Origin of the sequence: Rhizobium sp. LjRoot258 (assembly GCF_964254185.1) — a bacterium.
Lineage (GTDB): Bacteria > Pseudomonadota > Alphaproteobacteria > Rhizobiales > Rhizobiaceae > Rhizobium.
The window spans coordinates 1079197-1093575 of the sequence record NZ_CAXUST020000001.1 but is presented as its reverse complement, the minus strand read 5'-3'; the positions used below and the strand labels follow the sequence as shown (position 1 = coordinate 1093575).

Sequence of the window (14379 nt, the reverse complement as noted above, 5' to 3'; positions counted from 1 at the left end):
TTGCGAAGGCCGGGCTCTTTCCCGGCCTTTTCTTTTGGCAGGCGCTTGAAGCGGCTCGTTCCCTTGCCAGTTCTACTGCATTCCACGCGCAGACCAAGGGAGGCAGGAATGACCAAGCAAGCAATCTATGTCGAACTGAAAGCAAGGTCCGGCAAGGAAGAAGAAGTGGCCACGTTCTTGAAAAGCGCCCAGGCTCTTGTCGCGCAGGAACCGGGCACGGTGACATGGTTTGCCGTTCGCTATGACCAGAGCACATTCGCCATCTTTGATGCCTTCGATGACGAGGCGGGCCGGCAGGCGCATTTGAATGGCAAGGTCGCCGCGGCGCTGATGGCCCGAGCAGAGGAGCTGCTTGCCGAGGCTCCGCAGCTTAGGACTCCCGAAGTGCTGGCGGACAAGTTGCCGGGCTAAACCAGGCTTGGCCGAGCGACCGGCTTTGCCCATTCGGTTTGAGGTTCGTTTCTGGTAGGCATAGCGGACAAAACACCCTCGAGGAGTATCTCTTGGCCAACAAGTCGATCGATCATGCTTTTACGGCAACGAACCTGACCTCGGCAGCCAGCGACCCGACCTTTGCCGGCGCGTTGTCGTTCATGCGCCGCCGTTTCACCAAGGACCTGGCAGGCGTGGACGCCGTGGTCTGGGGTATTCCCTTCGATGCCGCGACCTCCAATCGGCCGGGGACGCGATTCGGGCCGCAGGCGATACGGCGTGCGTCGGCGATCTTCGACAACGACCCGCAGTATCCTTTCAATCGCGATCTCTTTGCCGAGATGGCCGTCATCGACTACGGCGACTGCCTGCTCGACTACGGCAATCACCACGAGACGCCGGAAGCAATAGAAAGGCAGTCCAAGACCATTGTCGACAGTGGCGCCTTCATGGTGACCCTTGGCGGCGACCACTTCGTTACCTGGCCCATCCTCAAGGCTCATGCCGCCAAACACGGGCCGCTGGCACTCGTCCAGTTCGATGCACATCAGGACACCTGGTTAGACGACAACAGGCGGATCGACCACGGCTCATTCGTGGCAAGGGCCGCGCGCGACGGCATCATCGATCCGGATCGCTCTATCCAGATCGGCATCCGCACCCATGCGCCCGAGGATTTCGGCATTCATATTCTCTATGGTCATCAACTTGAAGAGATGAGCGCCGGCGACATCGCCTCGATGATCATCTCACATACGCGTGGCGCCCCAGCCTATTTGACCTTCGATATCGATTGCCTCGACCCCGCCTATGCGCCCGGCACCGGTACGCCTGTATCAGGCGGTCCCTCGAGCGCCAAGATCCTCTCCGTGCTGCAGCGCCTGCATCAGCTGGATATCAGGGGCGCCGACGTCGTCGAGGTCTCGCCGCCTTACGACCATGCTGACATCACCGCCATTGCGGGGGCGACGGTCGCAATGTATATGCTGGGCCTCCATGCCGAGCGCCGCGCGAGCGCGTCACACGGCTGACTCATCCTTCTTACAAAATGATTCTGGACTTCTTTCTAACCTATTGAAAGTGTGAGCAAGACAATGGCACCGAAGATCTTCATCGATGGCGAACACGGCACGACGGGCTTGCAGATCCGTACGCGCATGGCCGGCCGTCGGGATGTCGAGCTTTTGTCCATCCCGGAAGCTGAGCGTCGCAACGCCGCGATGCGCGAGGATATGCTGAGCGGCGCCGATATCGCGATCCTCTGCCTGCCCGACGACGCTTCGAAGGAAGCGGTGCAGATGGTCTCGGGCAACAACAACGTGCGGGTGATCGACACCTCCACGGCGTTCCGTGTCAATCCCTCCTGGGCCTACGGCTTTGCGGAAATGCACAAGGAACAGGCAGACAAGATCAAGTCGGCGCGCTTCGTCGCAAATCCGGGCTGCTACCCGACCGGTGCGATCGGCCTTCTTCGGCCGCTGCGCACTGCCGGCATCCTTCCCGATGGCTATCCGGTCACGGTCAATGCTGTCTCCGGCTATACCGGCGGCGGCAAGCAGATGATTGCGCAGATCGAAGACCAGAACCGCGACGATGCGATCGCCGCTCCGCACTTCCTCTACGGCCTGACGCTGACGCACAAGCACGTCCCCGAGATGAAGATCCACGGCCTGCTGGATCGCGCGCCGATCTTCTCCCCGTCAGTCGGCAAGTTCCCGCAGGGCATGATCGTTCAGGTGCCGCTGCATCTCGACCATCTGGCGGAAGGCACGACGCTTGAAAGCATCCATGCTGCACTTGTGGCCCACTACGCGGGTCAGGACATCGTGACGGTTGTGCCGCTGGAAGAAAGCCGCAAACTCCCGCGCATCGATGCTGTCGAGCTTGCTGGCAAGGACACGATGAAGCTCTTCGTGCTTGGCACGCCAGGCGCGTCGCAGATCAATCTCGTTGCGCTGCTCGACAACCTTGGCAAGGGTGCCTCGGGGGCCGCTGTCCAGAACATGGACCTGATGCTCGCCTCGTAGTCCCGGAACCGATCGATGCCGCTTGATACGCTGCTGGCGAGCACGAGCGCGTGGTTTGTCGCCGCCTTGCCGGATCACGGCATTCCGGCACTCGTCGCGATAGCCTTCATTGCGGGACTGGCACGCGGCTTCTCCGGATTTGGAGCTGCGCTGATCTTCATTCCGCTTGGCGGCGCAATCATCGGTCCAAAGCTGATTTCGCCCGTCCTGCTTGTCATCGATGGTCTTGCGACGCTCGGCATGATTCCGCCGGCCTGGCGCAACGCCAACCGCCGCGATGTCTTCACGATGGCTGCGGGCGCCGTACTTGGGGTACCCGCCGGTACAGCAGCCTTGGCGCTGGTGGATCCGCTGACGTTGCGCTGGGCGATCACGGCGATTGCCATTTGCCTGCTTGCATTGCTTGTTTCCGGGTGGCGGTATTATGGCGAACCACGAACATCGCTTACCACCATGACAGGTCTCGTTGCCGGCCTTTTCAGCGGCGCTGCCCAGCTTGGTGGACCGCCCGTCGTTGCCTATTGGCTCGGTGGCAAGACCAATTTTGCCCGAGTGCGAGCAAACGTCATTCTCTATTTCGCGATCTCGACCTGCTTCAGCGTTGTCAGCTACTATTTCGGTGGGCTCTTCGTTCAAGCCGTCCTCGCTCTGACGATCGTGATCCTGCCGAGTTACGCCATCGGCCTTTATGTCGGCTCGAAGTTATTCGGGCTTGCTAAGGAGAGCACGTTCCGAACGATCTGCTATCTGCTCATCGCAGCCTCCGCCATCATGGGAATGCCGGCGCTCGACGGGATCCTCCGCTGAGGATATTGCTTCGTCAAACTGCTGAATGAAGCGCTGAGCAACCGTCGTTGATCAATTTTTGCCAGCCGCCTGAAAGTCATGTGTGACCTTTTGGGGGGAGCGCGCCTTCACCGGCATCATACTCTTCCTCATCTACGCATTCTCCGATCCCTACGATCCGCCCGCCACGCTGAAGCCGACGGCGTTCGAATGCCTGCTCGATGAATTGGCGACGCCTCCGGCCTCCGAATAAGGTGACCGTCCGTCGCTATCGCGCCATCAATGGCGAGCGCGCCTTCACGACCAGCGCATTTCCCGGACCGTGCACGGCGGCGAAAAGCAGGCCGGCGAGGAAGGTGAAGTGATCGACGAAGAAGCCGAACTCCGCCTGATTGCCGCTCCAGTGGCTGGGGCCATGGAAAGCAAAGGCCAGGAAGACCACGTAGATGCCGGCCAGGAACGAGGCTTCTGAAAAGAAGGCTCCCGTGAGGAATGCCAGCGTCAGGGCAAGTTCGAAGAATGCCGCTATCCAGGCGAGGAAGAGCGGGAATGGAAAGCCTGCCGCGGCGATATAGATTGCGGTGGACTGAATATCCATGAACTTGAAGCTCATGGCCATCGCGAAAACGGCGCCAAAGATCAGTCGCGCCAGCAGAATTGCAATCGTCTTACTCATCTCATCTCTCCCTCGGCCCGAAGCCGTTCAGCGTCATTGTCCAGACTTCCAGCTTCCCCGCACCTGCGATTGCGAAGCCTTCCCCCAAAGGACGCAGCTGAATCCTCCCTCCCGACATGCAGCCGCCATTATATTCCACTGCGCGATCGCGAGGGTCTCACGCCCAAGCCAAATGATCGGCCAGCACGCCGTCTATGACCTGCCAGGACCTCTTGACGTCTACGGGATTTGCGCTGGCCGTGCCGTCGGCAACGATCAAGGCCTTCCACAGCGTCCATCCGCGGCCTCGCGCCCACGTTCCCGCATCCAGCGGGCGCGCCTTGCGAAAGACCTCGCGGCTTTCCCCCTCGAAAAGGTGCCAGGTGATTGCGAGATCACAGGCAGGGTCGCCAACGCCCGACGTCCCGAAATCGATGACGGCATCAAGCCGACCGTTTCTGACCAGAAGATTGCCGTAGGCGATGTCACCGTGGAACCAGACGGGTACACTTTGCCACGAAGTCGAAAGAGCTGCGTCCCAGACCTGCGTGGCCAGTTGCGTGTCGATCCGGCCATCCAGCCGCACAAGCGCCTCGCGCGTTTGCGCGTCGTAGACTTTCAGTGAACCGCCGCGAAAGAAATTGTGCGAGCCAGGCGGAGGTCCTCCCGTGGCGTCTGCTGCCTGCAACGCATCGAGGAAGCCAGCCAGCGTAGTGGCGAACGCGCAGAGATCGTCGATGCGCTCCGCCACCGCCGTCTCACCGTCACGCCACTCGTAGATGGACCACGGCCAGGGATAGCTTTCGTCCGGCCTTCCCATCGCCAGCGGTACGGGTATGGGCAATGGCAGCTGCTGCGCAAGGATCGGCAGCCATTGCTGCTCCTTGGCGACCTGATCAGCATAGTGAGCTGCGCTGGGAAGCCTAACCGTCATCCCGGCACCGAGGTGAAACGTCCTATTGTCCCATCCGCCGAACTCAACGGGTCTGATCGGCAGAGCCGACCACTCGGGAAATTGCGTGGCAATCAGCCGACGCACGAGCGCGGTATCGATAACTGGGCCATCCATTGTCCTGACATTCCTCCCGGATAAGGGGATATATTGTTCGCGTTTCGGCGACGAGATCAACCCTGGGTTCTGGGTCCTTGGACGTTGAATGAGGTTCCTGAGAAGATGATTCGGGATTTTCCGATAACCATCTGCAATTTCAGAAATTTTTCCGGAGTGAATGCCTTCGGCGGGTCCACTCCTTTATGCGATTTCTATATCTGCGCACTTGCCCACGAATGGAATTCCTACCGTGAAAGGCGTTAGCCTTCCCATGAAATGCGAAGGTTGAAAGCCATGCGAGACTTCATGCTGTCCAACGCTCCTCTCCCCCGCCCGCGCCGCCCGGCACCGAAAAGGCAGATGCGCGAACGACGTACGGCCCAGGCGCTCATCCTGTTCGGCATCGTGCTTGCCGCGGTCGAACTCTACGTCATTCTCGGTGGAGTTTGAGCGACAGGGATGCCAGCAGACAGAGCATTGCGCCTCGGCGCCACGACGACTGCGCTCATAACACCGTTTCGCGACGGAGCACTCGATCTTTCCAAACTGGAGCAACTGGCTGAGCGGCAGATCCGTGGCGGTGTTGACGGCCTTGCCGTCTGCACGCTGACTGGTGAGGGACCGACACTCACCAGGAGCGAGCGCGCTGCAGTTATCCTTACTTGTGTTCGCGTTGCCGGCGGTCGTGTCCCCGTGATTGCCGCAACCGGCACGAATGCGACGGCAAGCGCGATCGCCTTGACGCGCGATGCCGAAGAGTTGGGAGCGAGCGCAGCCCTTGTGACGCTGCCCTACTATTCGAAACCCAGCCAAAAGGGGATTGCCGGTCACTTCGCTCAGCTTGCAGCCGCGACGCACCTTCCCCTGATCGTTGAAAATAACCCTCTGCGCACGGCAATCGACATGACGCTGCCGACACTCACGGCCCTCGCCGATATCCCGTCAATCGTCGGCATGCTCGTTGCCGACGGCAGCACCGCTGCACGGGCCATGCCTTCGCACTTATGCCAGCGCTTCCTGCGGCTTTCCGATCGGGACGCAACGGCACTCTCGTTTCTGAGCACCGGTGGCCGCGGCATCATCTCGGCTGGTGCGAACGTATGCCCGCGTTTGTATGCATCGCTGCAGCAGGCGGCGCGCGACGGCAACCTCTCGGCTGCGCGCCTCCTCGAGGACAGGCTGGCCCCGCTGACGGCCGCGTTGGGTGCTGAGGTCGACCCCGCGGCGATTAAGCACGCGTTGCAGACTTTGCAGCAGATCGATCCGGAGGTCCGTCTGCCTCTTCTGGCTCTTGATGACGATCGGAAACAGTCGGTATCGCAAGCGCTGGCGTGCCTCTCTGAGATTCAAAAAAACGCTATATCTATATGATATTTTTACATTTTTGCGAGATAAAACCAATGGAAAGTGCAGGTCGGTGCCACTAACTTCATGAACGTGGCAACTGCCCGTTCCCAACGCAGAAGACAATTCGAAAGGAAAATCGATGCCCTCTCTTCAATCTGCTTCGGCAATCGACCCCCTCCAACGCCAGAACTCAGCGCGCTTTATCATCGGCAAGGATCGAAACGGCCGTTGGGTGGTGCAAGACCGGAAGGGGCTCGTGGGAGGCGTATTCATCAGCGAGCAGGCCGCGCGCCATTTTGCAGCCGACGAGTGCGATCATCATCCCGAGCAGATTTGCCGCGCAGCCGAGGAGGTTGTCCTGCAGTTCAGCGCGCTCGACCGCGGCGACAACGACATCCACTAATTTTGATATTCGTGGCGGCAGGTCGCTCGGCCCGCCGCAAATGGCGAACGCTTCCTTAACTGGAATGGGCTATGGTGTTGGCAGAGAAGAGCCACGCCACAGAACGATGCCGAAACCGAACTTCCGTTTTACCCACTACGATCTGAAGGAACAGCGTGCCGGGACGATCATCGAGGTGACGTTGAACGCGGTCGCGAATGTTCGCCTGATGACGGCACCAAACTATCAGCGCTTTACCGAAGTTCTCGACTTCAAATATGTCGGCGGCGTCGCCCGCAAGTCTCCCATCCGTCTGTCCATTCCCGACAGCGGACATTGGCATCTGGTCGTCGACATGGAAGGCCATCATGGGCTTGCGGAATCCGCCGTCAAACTTGTCGCGCCCGCGGGGCAGGCGCGTGCCTCCTGATCAGCGCTGACTGCGTTCCTTCCTGAGCTTCGCCCACCATTCAAGCCGCTTGCGGATATCCCGCTCAAAGCCGCGCTCCGGCGGATCGTAGAATGTCTGCCGGCCCATTTTCTCCGGAAAATAGTCCTGGCCGGAAAAGGCGTCCGGCTCGTCGTGGTCGTAGCGATAGCCCTCACCGTAGCCCTCCCCCTTCATCAGCTTTGTCGGTGCATTCAGGATGTGCTTCGGCGGCAGCAGGGAGCCATTCTGCTTGGCAGCCATCGTCGCGGCCTTGAAGGCTGTATAGACGGCGTTCGATTTCGGCGCAGTCGCCAGATAGACGCAAGCCTGCGCCAACGCCAGTTCGCCCTCCGGCGAACCGAGGTAGTCATAGGCATCTTTCGCGGCGTTGCAGATCACCAGCGCCTGCGGGTCGGCCAAGCCGATGTCTTCGACGGCCATGCGAACGAGCCGCCGGCCGAGGTAAAGCGGATCTTCGCCGGCGTCGAACATTCGAGCGAGATAGTAAAGCGCCGCATCGGGGTCGGAGCCGCGCACGGATTTATGCAGTGCAGAGATGAGATTGTAGTGCCCATCCTGCGCCTTGTCATAGACCGGGGCGCGACGCTGCACGATCCGGGTCAGGCCCTCCGTGTCGAAGGTTTCTCCCTCCCGAGCAGCACGCCAAACCTCCTCCGCGAGGGTCAGCACGGCGCGACCGTCTCCATCTGCCATCCGCAACAGACTTGCGCGCGCGTCGTCCGCCAGCGGCAATGCCTTGCCCTCCGCGGCCTCGGCACGCTTCAGCAATTCCTCAAGGCTATCATCGTCGTGCGACTTGAACGTCAATACGCGCGCGCGCGACAACAAGGCCGCGTTGAGTTCGAAAGACGGATTCTCGGTGGTGGCGCCGACAAGGATGACCGTGCCGTCCTCCATGACAGGAAGGAAACTGTCCTGCTGCGCCCTGTTGAAACGATGAATCTCGTCGACGAAGAGCAGCGTCTGTCGGCCGTCCATCCGGCGCAGGCGCGCTGCTTCGAACACCTTCTTCAGGTCTGCCACTCCTGAAAAAATCGCAGAGATCTGCTCGAATGCGAGACCTGCCTCGCCCGACAGCAATCTGGCGACGGTCGTCTTGCCGGTTCCAGGCGGCCCCCAGAAAATCATCGAGCCGAGTGAACCGCTCTCGATCATGCGCCGCAACACACCATCTTCACCGGTCAGATGCTCCTGGCCGGTCACCTCCGAAAGCGTGCGTGGCCGCAAGCGATCGGCAAGAGGCCGCCGATTAGCGACCTCTTCGGGAATATGCGGTGCAAAAAGATCGTCGCTCATCGGAAAAACTGACTGATGCGTTGGCCGTCGCGCTCGATCTCGACGCGCCAGAAGCTGGGATCCTCGTCGGCGATCCCGGCCAGTTCCTTTGTGGTCTTCACTTCCGTGCCGTTGATCGAAATGATGATGTCCTTCGGCTCAAAGCCGAGGCGAGCGGCAAGGGAATCCTCCTTCACTTCGGAAACAACGACGCCGGTGGATTCGGAGGGCATACGAAGCTCGTCGGCGACGCGAGGCGACAGGTTTTCGACCACGGCGCCTGTAAAGGGCGTGCGCCCGCCGATCGTGCGCAGATCGCGTGGAGCCGTCTCGGGCGCTCTGGCGAGTGCCAGCGCGATCTGCTGCTCGCGGCCGTTCTCAACCACGGTCAACTGCACCGATTTGCCAAGCCCTGCCGTTGTCAGGCGATAGAGAAGCGCATCCGGATGCTCGACCGCGATGCCATCGACGGCAGTCACGATTTCACCTGCCCGCAATCCGGCCTTCGCAGCCGGGCTGCCGTCACTCACCTTGACCACGAGGGCACCGCGAGCCTTGTTGAGGCCGAGCGCCTCGGCAACCTCCGATGTCACCGCATCGAACGTCGCGCCGACATAAGGGCGCTCGAAGGATTTTACGCCAGCATCGGCCGAGGCGAGGAACACCTTGACCAGATTGGCGGGGATCGCAAAGCCGATGCCGTTTGAGCCGCCGCCGCGCGAAAAGATCGCGGTGTTGATGCCGATCAACTCGCCCTTCATGTTCATCAGCGCGCCGCCGGAATTGCCGGGGTTGATCGACGCGTCCGTCTGGATGAAGAAACCGAACTCGTTCTTGACGACCTGGTTGCGTGCCAGCGCCGAAACGATGCCACTCGTGACCGTCTGGCCGACACCGAATGGATTACCGATCGCCAGGACGAGATCGCCGACTTCGACGGCATCGGAATTGCCGAGCGGCAGCGTCGGGAAGCTTTCCTTCGTATCGACCTTGAGGACAGCGAGATCGACGCGGTCATCCCTCAAGACGACCTTGCACGGAAATTCCCGCCCGTCGGAGAGCGCAACCTTGATATCATCGGCGCCTTCCACGACGTGGTTGTTCGTGACGATCGTTCCGTTTGCTTCAACGATGACGCCCGATCCCAGCGACGACTGCTTCTCGCTGCGGTTCGGCATCTGCTGACCGAAGAACTCCTCGAAGAAGGGATCGCCGGCAAAGGGAGACTGTCTGCGTACCGTCTTTTCCGCATAGACGTTCACGACGGCTCCGGACGTCTGTTTGACCAGCGGCGCGAAGGAAAGCTGCATCTCCATCTGGTTCTGCGGGACAGTCTTGGCCGTCTGAGCGTTGGCGGAAACCGGTAGCGCGAGCACCAAAGCCACAAAAGGCAGGGCTGCGCGCTTCAACAGGTATTGCATGGGGAGTCCTTCTGAAATTCTCTTGTGAAGACGTTGTAGCGCCGGACGCTAGAAAGGAAAGAGGGCGGAAGCATGGAAGAATAAAGCAGCTCACGAACTGCTGAACACGCCTCGCAAATCGATTCAGGAAGGAGCTCCATGCAACTGATATCTAAGGACAAAGGAAGTCAAAGTCACCCGTGAGAGACATCTTGACTCTACGGATGGCAGCGACGAGCCCTTCTCAGATGGCGATAGAGAACGTCTCCCGTCAAATCATCCTGCAAACCCGACACTGTTCTTGCCGAAGCCACGGCGTGCATCATCTACCCATGGGCAGCTCCACGGCCAATTGAACAGGAACTCATGCATGAGACGTCTCCACAGCACCCTTCTCCCTTTCGCGATATTCATCCTTTGCACGGCCCTTGCCAGCCTTTCCTATGCCGCGAGCTTCGACTGCGAGGCCAAGGAGTTGAAGCCGGACGAAAAGTTAATTTGCGAGAACCGCGCGCTGAACGACGCCGATGTGAAGATGGTGACGACCTTCGATCTGCTTTCCGGGCTGATGGCGATGGGTTCGCGCGGCACGTTGCAGGACGGGCAAACGGCCTGGCTGAAGAAACGCCAGGAATGCGCTTCCGATGCGGCTTGCATCAAGGCCGCCTACGACGAACGCCTGAAGCAGCTGGACGAGACCTATAAAAAAATAAACCGGCCGCTTTAGCGGCCGGTCCATCAATACACGCCTTTGATCAGCAGCTCAGCGGCTGCCAAGGTCGCGAACGGCGCCGCGATCGGCGCTGGTTGCGAAAGCAGCATAGGCCTTCAGCGCCGTCGTGACGTTGCGCTTGCGCTGCTCGGCCGGATGCCAGCCCTTCTCCTCCTGCACGGCGCGGCGGTTCGCCAGCTCCTTATCATCGACGCGCAGGCTGATGATGCGGTTCGGGATGTCGATGTCGATCATGTCGCCCTCGCGAACCAGACCGATGATGCCGCCGTTTGCGGCTTCCGGAGAGACGTGGCCGATGGAAAGACCGGAGGTGCCTCCGGAGAAGCGCCCGTCGGTGACGAGCGCGCACGCCTTGCCTAGGCCCTTCGACTTCAGATAGCTCGTCGGGTATAGCATTTCCTGCATCCCTGGACCGCCCTTCGGACCTTCATAGCGGATGACGACGACATCGCCGGCAACGACCTGGTTCGACAGGATGGCCTTCACCGCTGCATCCTGGCTTTCATAAACCTTGGCCGGACCGGAGAATTTCAGGATCGATTCATCGACGCCTGCCGTTTTCACGATGCAGCCGTCGAGCGCGAGGTTGCCCTTGAGAACAGCAAGGCCTCCATCCTTCGAGAACGGATGCTCGACGGAGCGGATGACGCCCTTCTCGCGGTCCGTGTCCAGATCGTCCCAGCGCGCTTCTTGGCTGAAGGCAACCTGGGTCGGGATGCCGCCGGGCGCAGCGCGGTAGAAATTGCGGACGGTCTCGCTATTGGTGCGGGTGATGTCCCAACGATCGATCGCATCGCCAAGCGTTTCCGCATGGACCGTCGGGCATTCTCGGTTGAGCAGGCCGCCCTTCTCCAGTTCGCCCAGGATCGACATAATGCCGCCGGCGCGGTGAACGTCTTCCATGTGGACGTCGCTCTTTGCCGGGGCGACCTTGGAGAGGCAGGGAACGCGGCGCGACAGCGCGTCGATGTCGGCCATCGTGAAATCGATCTCGCCTTCGTGCGCAGCCGCCAGGATGTGCAGGACGGTATTTGTCGAACCGCCCATGGCGATATCGAGGGCCATCGCGTTCTCGAATGCCTGCTTGGAGGCGATCGTGCGCGGCAGAGCCATGACATCGTCCTGCTCGTAGTAGCGGCGAGCGAGATCGACGATCAGGTGGCCGGCCTCGACGAATAGGCGCTTGCGGTCAGCGTGCGTTGCGAGCGTCGAGCCGTTGCCTGGCAGCGACAGGCCAAGCGCTTCGGTCAGGCAGTTCATGGAATTGGCGGTGAACATGCCGGAACACGAGCCACAGGTCGGACAGGCCGAGCGCTCGATCACCTTGACGTCTTCGTCGCTGATCTTGTCATCGGCGGCCGCGACCATCGCATCGACGAGATCGAGTGCATGCGTCTTGCCGTGCAGGACCACCTTGCCGGCTTCCATCGGACCACCGGACACGAAGACAGTCGGGATGTTGAGGCGGAGCGACGCCATCAGCATGCCGGGAGTGATCTTGTCGCAATTGGAGATGCAGACCATGGCGTCGGCACAATGGGCGTTGACCATATATTCGACGCTGTCGGCGATCAGTTCGCGCGAGGGCAGCGAATAGAGCATGCCATCATGGCCCATGGCGATGCCGTCGTCGACGGCAATGGTGTTGAACTCCTTGGCGACACCACCGGCCGCTTCGATCTCGCGAGCGACAAGCTGGCCGAGGTCCTTAAGATGGACGTGACCGGGCACGAACTGGGTAAAGGAGTTCACCACCGCAATGATCGGCTTGCCAAAATCGGAGTCCTTCATGCCCGTGGCGCGCCAAAGGCCGCGCGCGCCCGCCATATTGCGGCCGTGGGTCGTGGTTCTGGAACGATAAGCTGGCATGGCGTATTCCTCACGTGTCGTGAAATCGTCGGCGATGCAGGCGGCAACGGTATTGCGCGGCCGGGCTATCGCTGGTTTTTGGAATTGTCCTAATCCAAACGACCTGTACTGTCACTACCGGGAAGGCTGAAACCGGTACGCCTGCACTGCCGAGCGCATCGACCATATACGGTCGCCGCATCCGTTTCGTTACAGACTGTTCCATAAACACCGTACACAAAAAGTTGGCTTTCCGCAGGCCTGTCGGTGGGCATAAACAATGATCCAAAGACGCATGTGACGCGTTGAAGGTTCAGGCCGAGCTCGAATGCTCAGGAGGTTTCAGATGCCATCCTATCGTCCCCCAAAGATCGCCACCTCGGAGATCACACCGCAACAGGTCTACTTGAGGCGTCGCGAGTTCCTCGGCGCTGCGACGCTGGGCGCCATGGCGCTCTACAGCGCCGGCAAGGCTAGTGCCGCAGCATTGTCGGTCATTGAAAGCAAATACACCGTCGACGAGAAGACGACGCCGCTCAAGGATGTCACGAGCTACAACAACTTCTATGAATTTGGGCTCGACAAGGGCGATCCCGCGGCACTTTCGGGCGACTTCAAGCCGCTGCCTTGGACGATCAAGGTCGACGGCATGGTCAACAAGCCCGGCACGCTCGATGTCGAAGCGCTGATGAAGGAATTTCCGCTCGAGAGTCGCACCTATCGCATGCGGTGCGTCGAGGCTTGGTCGATGGTCATTCCGTGGGACGGCTTCCCCCTTGCCTCCCTGCTCGACAAGGTGGAGCCGCTCGGAAGCGCGAAGTACGTCGCCTTCGAGACGGTCGTGCGACCGGAGGAGATGCCGGGGCAGAAGGGCATCTTCCAGTCGCTGGACTGGCCCTATTTGGAAGGCCTGCGGCTGGACGAGGCACGTCATCCACTGACGCTGCTCGCCGTCGGCCTTTACGGCGAGACCTTGCCGAACCAGAACGGCGCTCCGATCCGCCTGGTCGTGCCGTGGAAATACGGCTTCAAGGGCATCAAGTCGATCGTGCGGATCACGCTGACCGACAGGGAGCCGAAGAACACCTGGCAGGTCACCAACCCCCAGGAATACGGCTTCTACGCCAACGTCAACCCCGAGGTCGATCATCCGCGCTGGAGCCAAGCAACAGAGCGGCGCATCGGTGAAAGTGGCTTCTTCGGTGCGAGCCGCCACCCCACTTTGCCGTTCAACGGCTATGCCGACGAGGTGGCCAGCCTCTATAGCGGCATGGATCTGAAGGCGAATTTCTAATGACGGACTTCTCGCTCGCGCTTCCGAAACGCTGGCAGCCGGCATCCGTGTGGCTGCTTTACGTGGCGGGGCTCCTCCCTGCTGCCTGGACCTTCTATCTAGGGGTGACGGACCAGCTCGGCGCCGATCCGGTGAAGACCTTCGAACTCTTTCTGGGCCTGTGGGCGATCCGCTTCCTGATCCTCACGCTTGCCGTCAGCCCTGCCCGCGATCTGCTCGGCTGGAACTATCTCCGCTATCGCCGCGCTCTTGGCCTGCTCTGCTTCTACTACGTGGCGATGCACTTCACGGTCTACATGGTCCTCGACCAAGCCTTGATCCTTTCGGCCGTCATCAATGACGTGGTGAAGCGCCCCTTCATCATGTTCGGCATGGCGGGCCTGACGTTGCTTATTCCACTTGCCGTGACATCGAACAATTTCTCGATCCGCCGCATGGGGCCGAACTGGGTCCGCCTGCACCGCCTCGTCTACATCGTGGCAGCCTGCGGCGCGCTGCATTTCGCGCTGTCGACCAAAGTCCTCGGCCTCGAGCAATCCATCTATATCGGTGTGCTGATCCTCTTGATCCTCTACCGCTCATGGCGGCCGATTGCCCGGAGTAGGAAGCGCGGGCAAGGTCGCGAGCGCACGCGGGCTCCTGCGACCGTGTCGTGATGCCACGGGTGCCCGTGCAAACATCCTGATCGCGGGCGGACG

The 14379-nt window shown here is 60.6% G+C and carries 16 protein-coding genes; 11 read left to right on the top strand and 5 right to left on the bottom strand.

Features of this window, described 5'->3' with window-relative positions:
* The first annotated feature begins 108 nt into the window (after window positions 1–108).
* From ACSQ9D_RS05440 to ACSQ9D_RS05420, 5 genes are all read left to right on the top strand, one after another.
* Window positions 109–411: a putative quinol monooxygenase gene (locus ACSQ9D_RS05440; protein WP_037117408.1), complete on the top strand. Its 303-nt coding sequence runs from the start codon at window positions 109–111 to the stop codon at window positions 409–411.
* A gap of 92 nt (window positions 412–503) precedes the next feature.
* Window positions 504–1463, top strand: coding sequence for an agmatinase (gene speB, locus ACSQ9D_RS05435; protein ID WP_436281431.1), 960 nt, complete (start codon window positions 504–506; stop codon window positions 1461–1463).
* A 63-nt stretch (window positions 1464–1526) separates the two neighbouring features.
* A complete protein-coding gene (gene argC, locus ACSQ9D_RS05430) occupies window positions 1527–2459 on the top strand; it encodes an N-acetyl-gamma-glutamyl-phosphate reductase (RefSeq protein WP_436281430.1) in 933 nt (310 codons plus the stop codon).
* Between the two features lie 15 nt (window positions 2460–2474).
* Window positions 2475–3266 (top strand): sulfite exporter TauE/SafE family protein, encoded by a 792-nt coding sequence (locus tag ACSQ9D_RS05425; protein ID WP_436281429.1) that lies wholly within the window; start codon window positions 2475–2477, stop codon window positions 3264–3266.
* Between the two features lie 82 nt (window positions 3267–3348).
* Window positions 3349–3498, top strand: a complete 150-nt coding sequence (locus ACSQ9D_RS05420) for a hypothetical protein (RefSeq protein ID WP_436281428.1) — start codon at window positions 3349–3351, stop codon at window positions 3496–3498.
* A 15-nt stretch (window positions 3499–3513) separates the two neighbouring features.
* On the opposite strand, the gene ACSQ9D_RS05415 is transcribed toward ACSQ9D_RS05420, so the two are convergent.
* Window positions 3514–3921 (bottom strand): DoxX family protein, encoded by a 408-nt coding sequence (locus tag ACSQ9D_RS05415; protein WP_436281427.1) that lies wholly within the window; start codon window positions 3919–3921, stop codon window positions 3514–3516.
* A gap of 157 nt (window positions 3922–4078) precedes the next feature.
* A complete protein-coding gene (locus ACSQ9D_RS05410) occupies window positions 4079–4969 on the bottom strand; it encodes an aminoglycoside phosphotransferase family protein (RefSeq protein ID WP_436281426.1) in 891 nt (296 codons plus the stop codon).
* A 441-nt stretch (window positions 4970–5410) separates the two neighbouring features.
* Here ACSQ9D_RS05410 and dapA point away from each other — a divergent pair, with 441 nt between their 5' ends.
* The 3 genes from dapA to ACSQ9D_RS05395 all read left to right on the top strand — a co-directional run bounded on the left by dapA (window position 5411) and on the right by ACSQ9D_RS05395 (window position 7110).
* Complete coding sequence (gene dapA, locus ACSQ9D_RS05405; RefSeq protein ID WP_436281425.1) at window positions 5411–6322, top strand: 4-hydroxy-tetrahydrodipicolinate synthase; 912 nt, start codon at window positions 5411–5413, stop codon at window positions 6320–6322.
* Window positions 6323–6437: 115 nt separating this feature from the next.
* On the top strand, window positions 6438–6701 hold the full coding sequence (locus ACSQ9D_RS05400; RefSeq protein ID WP_436281424.1) for a hypothetical protein: 264 nt from the start codon (window positions 6438–6440) through the stop codon (window positions 6699–6701).
* Window positions 6702–6807: 106 nt separating this feature from the next.
* The gene (locus tag ACSQ9D_RS05395) at window positions 6808–7110 is read left to right on the top strand and encodes a DUF1883 domain-containing protein (protein ID WP_436281423.1); all 303 of its coding nucleotides are present in this window, start codon (window positions 6808–6810) and stop codon (window positions 7108–7110) included.
* Here ACSQ9D_RS05395 and ACSQ9D_RS05390 read toward each other — a convergent pair whose 3' ends face one another.
* Both ACSQ9D_RS05390 and ACSQ9D_RS05385 read right to left on the bottom strand, forming a co-directional pair.
* Window positions 7111–8427, bottom strand: coding sequence for a replication-associated recombination protein A (locus ACSQ9D_RS05390; RefSeq protein WP_436281422.1), 1317 nt, complete (start codon window positions 8425–8427; stop codon window positions 7111–7113).
* The gene (locus tag ACSQ9D_RS05385; protein WP_436281421.1) at window positions 8424–9827 is read right to left on the bottom strand and encodes a DegQ family serine endoprotease; all 1404 of its coding nucleotides are present in this window, start codon (window positions 9825–9827) and stop codon (window positions 8424–8426) included. Before ACSQ9D_RS05385 ends, ACSQ9D_RS05390 begins: the two co-directional genes overlap by 4 nt.
* A gap of 349 nt (window positions 9828–10176) precedes the next feature.
* Here ACSQ9D_RS05385 and ACSQ9D_RS05380 point away from each other — a divergent pair, with 349 nt between their 5' ends.
* Complete coding sequence (locus ACSQ9D_RS05380; protein ID WP_436281420.1) at window positions 10177–10533, top strand: lysozyme inhibitor LprI family protein; 357 nt, start codon at window positions 10177–10179, stop codon at window positions 10531–10533.
* Between the two features lie 36 nt (window positions 10534–10569).
* On the opposite strand, the gene ilvD is transcribed toward ACSQ9D_RS05380, so the two are convergent.
* Window positions 10570–12408: a dihydroxy-acid dehydratase gene (gene ilvD, locus ACSQ9D_RS05375; protein WP_436281419.1), complete on the bottom strand. Its 1839-nt coding sequence runs from the start codon at window positions 12406–12408 to the stop codon at window positions 10570–10572.
* Between the two features lie 325 nt (window positions 12409–12733).
* Here ilvD and msrP point away from each other — a divergent pair, with 325 nt between their 5' ends.
* Window positions 12734–13681 (top strand): protein-methionine-sulfoxide reductase catalytic subunit MsrP, encoded by a 948-nt coding sequence (gene msrP / locus ACSQ9D_RS05370; protein WP_436281418.1) that lies wholly within the window; start codon window positions 12734–12736, stop codon window positions 13679–13681.
* Complete coding sequence (gene msrQ / locus ACSQ9D_RS05365) at window positions 13681–14337, top strand: protein-methionine-sulfoxide reductase heme-binding subunit MsrQ (RefSeq protein ID WP_436281417.1); 657 nt, start codon at window positions 13681–13683, stop codon at window positions 14335–14337. The genes msrP and msrQ overlap by 1 nt, the downstream gene beginning before the upstream one ends.
* Window positions 14338–14379: the final 42 nt, after the last annotated feature.

What these genes read in the sequence shown, in the direction of transcription:
- ACSQ9D_RS05440 (WP_037117408.1), top strand. Translation starts at nt 109, where the DNA reads ATGACCAAGCAAGCAATCTATGTCGAACTGAAAGCAAGGTCCGGCAAG.
- argC (WP_436281430.1), top strand. Translation starts at nt 1,527, where the DNA reads ATGGCACCGAAGATCTTCATCGATGGCGAACACGGCACGACGGGCTTG.
- ACSQ9D_RS05425 (WP_436281429.1), top strand. Translation starts at nt 2,475, where the DNA reads ATGCCGCTTGATACGCTGCTGGCGAGCACGAGCGCGTGGTTTGTCGCC.
- ACSQ9D_RS05415 (WP_436281427.1), bottom strand. Translation starts at nt 3,921, where the DNA reads ATGAGTAAGACGATTGCAATTCTGCTGGCGCGACTGATCTTTGGCGCC.
- ACSQ9D_RS05410 (WP_436281426.1), bottom strand. Translation starts at nt 4,969, where the DNA reads ATGGATGGCCCAGTTATCGATACCGCGCTCGTGCGTCGGCTGATTGCC.
- dapA (WP_436281425.1), top strand. Translation starts at nt 5,411, where the DNA reads ATGCCAGCAGACAGAGCATTGCGCCTCGGCGCCACGACGACTGCGCTC.
- ACSQ9D_RS05400 (WP_436281424.1), top strand. Translation starts at nt 6,438, where the DNA reads ATGCCCTCTCTTCAATCTGCTTCGGCAATCGACCCCCTCCAACGCCAG.
- ACSQ9D_RS05395 (WP_436281423.1), top strand. Translation starts at nt 6,808, where the DNA reads ATGCCGAAACCGAACTTCCGTTTTACCCACTACGATCTGAAGGAACAG.
- ACSQ9D_RS05390 (WP_436281422.1), bottom strand. Translation starts at nt 8,427, where the DNA reads ATGAGCGACGATCTTTTTGCACCGCATATTCCCGAAGAGGTCGCTAAT.
- ACSQ9D_RS05385 (WP_436281421.1), bottom strand. Translation starts at nt 9,827, where the DNA reads ATGCAATACCTGTTGAAGCGCGCAGCCCTGCCTTTTGTGGCTTTGGTG.
- ACSQ9D_RS05380 (WP_436281420.1), top strand. Translation starts at nt 10,177, where the DNA reads ATGAGACGTCTCCACAGCACCCTTCTCCCTTTCGCGATATTCATCCTT.
- ilvD (WP_436281419.1), bottom strand. Translation starts at nt 12,408, where the DNA reads ATGCCAGCTTATCGTTCCAGAACCACGACCCACGGCCGCAATATGGCG.
- msrP (WP_436281418.1), top strand. Translation starts at nt 12,734, where the DNA reads ATGCCATCCTATCGTCCCCCAAAGATCGCCACCTCGGAGATCACACCG.
- msrQ (WP_436281417.1), top strand. Translation starts at nt 13,681, where the DNA reads ATGACGGACTTCTCGCTCGCGCTTCCGAAACGCTGGCAGCCGGCATCC.